Source organism: Marinobacter sp. UBA2498 (assembly GCF_002341575.1).
GTDB lineage: Bacteria > Pseudomonadota > Gammaproteobacteria > Pseudomonadales > Oleiphilaceae > Marinobacter > Marinobacter manganoxydans.
In genome coordinates, this window is sequence record NZ_DDOI01000150.1 from 4,431 (window position 1) to 7,043 (window position 2,613).

Annotated in this window: 2 protein-coding genes; both read right to left on the reverse strand. The window is 59.1% G+C overall.

Annotated elements, in window-relative coordinates; genetic code table 11:
• On the reverse strand, window positions 1-915 hold a 915-nt coding region (gene gtfA / locus B2W52_RS20770; RefSeq protein WP_286804009.1), incomplete at its 3' end, for a sucrose phosphorylase.
• Window positions 916-932: 17 nt separating this feature from the next.
• A partial coding sequence (ggpS, locus tag B2W52_RS20775) for a glucosylglycerol-phosphate synthase (RefSeq protein WP_286804010.1) occupies window positions 933-2,613 on the reverse strand: 1,681 nt, incomplete at its 5' end.

Here is a 2,613-nt window from a genome sequence, read left to right on the forward strand (position 1 = left end):
GATTTTCTCATCCGGCAAAACGCCTTCCACATCGGGAATGCAGATGCCGTCATGGGTATCCAGCACGGTGACCATGTTGCGCGGGCACATGCGCAGCCAGTTCTTCAGATACACACTGTTGGCGTCCAGCAGTGAATACAGCAGCAGCGGCGGCAGGGCAAAGCCGTAGGGGTGCATGTTGCGCCGGCTGATGGCGTATTGGTAGCTGGTGTGGTCGTGTACTTCCGGCAGGCATTCCGCCCCGTGTTTCAAGGCAACCTGGTTGACCCAGTCGAGGATCTGATACACCTCCGGTTCCACCAGAAAGCAGCTGGTGCCGATCCGTTTGGTGGTGTATCCGAAGGCGTCCAGCCGCAGCAGATTAACCCCTTTTGATGTCAGAAATCCGATGTAGCTTTCCATCAGCTGATAGGCCAGGTCGGATTCGTAATTCAGGTCGATCTGCTGCTCGGTGAAGGTACACCATACTCGGGTTTTGGTGCCGTCGGACAAGGTCACTTCCCGGAAGGGTTCTTTCTCCTTGCGGATGTGAATCTTCGCCATGTCGTCCGGTGAGATCTCGCCGAATTTGTCCACGTGCACAAACAGATCGGCGTATTCCGAGTCGAAGCCGTTGGCAATGAAGTCGGTGAACTCCGGCGATTCGTCCGAGATATGATTAACCGTCAGATCCACGCACAGATCGTACTTTGCCGTAAAGGCTTCGATGTCGTCCCAGGTGCCCACCTTCGGGTCCACTTCCTTGTGGGTCAGCGGCGAGAAGCCGCCATCGGCGTTGGAGGGAAAAAACGGCAGGATGTGCAGCCCGCCGATGGCCTCGGACAGATGCGTGTCCACCACGGTGTAAAGGTCTTTCAGATTGTTGCCGATCCGGTCCGGGTAACAGATCAGCTGCACCGCATTTTTGAGCAACATGGTGTGGTTTCCTCCGTTCAGGCGGCGCAATGACCAATGGGCAGAATCTTTTCCAGTTTGGTGGCGCGGCGCTGTTCGGCGGTGTCGATGAATTCCCGCCCCCAGTAATCGATGTCGTAACGGCTGACCACTTCAAAGGCCTCGCTGAGGCGATTCTGTGCTTCGCTGCGGCTCATGGCCAGGGCGTAGTAGCAGGTGTCGGCAAGGTCTTGGGGGTGGTGGGGATTGGCCAGGATGGCACCGCGCAGTTCGGCGGCGGCGCCGGCGAATTCCGAGAGCACCAGCCTGCCACTGCCCTGGGTCAGGCCCTGGGTAGCAATGTATTCCTTGGCCACCAGGTTCAGGCCGTCCCGCAGCGGTGTAATCCACATCACGTCCGCCATGGTGTAGTAAGACACCAGTTCCTCGAACGGCAGGGCGCGGAAGAAGAATTGCACGGGCGTCCAGCCCACCTGTGCGAACTGGCCGTTGATGCGACCGACCGTCTGCTCGATCTGCGAAAGCAGTTCCTCGTAGATGGTCATCCCGGCGGCCGCCGGCACGCAGACCATCATCAGGGTAACTTTGGTTTTCAGCTCCGGGTGCTCGTTGAGCATGCGTTCGTAGGCATCCAGTTTTTCGATGATGCCTTTGGTGAAGTCCAGGCGCTCGACCGACAGAATCAGACGAACGTCCATCAGTTCGTTACGCAGGGTTTCCATGCGGTCAATCACGCTCTGGTCTGCCAGGGCATGTCGCACCCGGTTCAGGTCCAGCCCCACCGGGTGGGCGCCCAGGCCGATCTTGCGATCATTCACCTTGATTTCGGTGCTCATCTCATCAAGGCCCACGGCACAGCCGTAGGTCAGGAACCGGGGCGCACAGCCGGCTTTCTGGGTGACTTCCAGGGGCGTGACACCGCGAGCCACATCGACAAAGTTTTCCGCCTGCCTGGGAATGTGGAAGCCGATGTGATCGCACTGCAACAGGCTGCCAACGATTTCACGGCGCCAGGGCAGGACGTTGAACACGTCTGCTGAGGGGAAATAGGTGTGATGGAAAAAGGCAATGGTGAGGTCCGGGCGAATCTCGCGCAGATAGGCCGGCACCATCCATAGATTGTAATCGTGAATCCACACCACCGCGTTCTCTGCGGCTTCCTCGGCCGCGCGCTCCGCAAACTGCTTGTTGACCTTGAGGAAGACCTGCCAGTGATCATCGTGGAAGGTGGCCCGCTCCCAGAAGGTGTGCAGAGTTGGCCAGAAGGCTTCCTTGGAGAACCGCTTGTAGAAAATCTCGACGTCGTCTTTGCTTAGGGGCACCCGCGCGGCCACCAGTTTTTCGTAGCGGTCGGTATCCACTTCGGTGTGGGTCTGGAACGGGCCCAGGTCCGGGTCGTCAATGGACCAGGCCACCCAGGAGCCGGCTTTGCCGTCGGCAAAGAAGCTCAGCAGCGTGGGGATGATGCCATTGGGGGATTTGGGGCGACGGCGGATCAGTTCGCCGTTTTCCACCACTTCTTCGTAGGGCAGGCGGTGGTACACGATCACCAGGTCGGATTTGCCCCGGTTCATGTAGTCCGGCGCTTCCGCTTCAATGCCCAGATGGCCGAGATACCCGAAGTGTTCGAACGCCTCGAGGATACCGCCACAGCCGGTTGCCCCGGCGTGAAGAACCCTTGCCTTGTGCATGGTAGCGTCCAGCAGGCCGGGCTCAGAT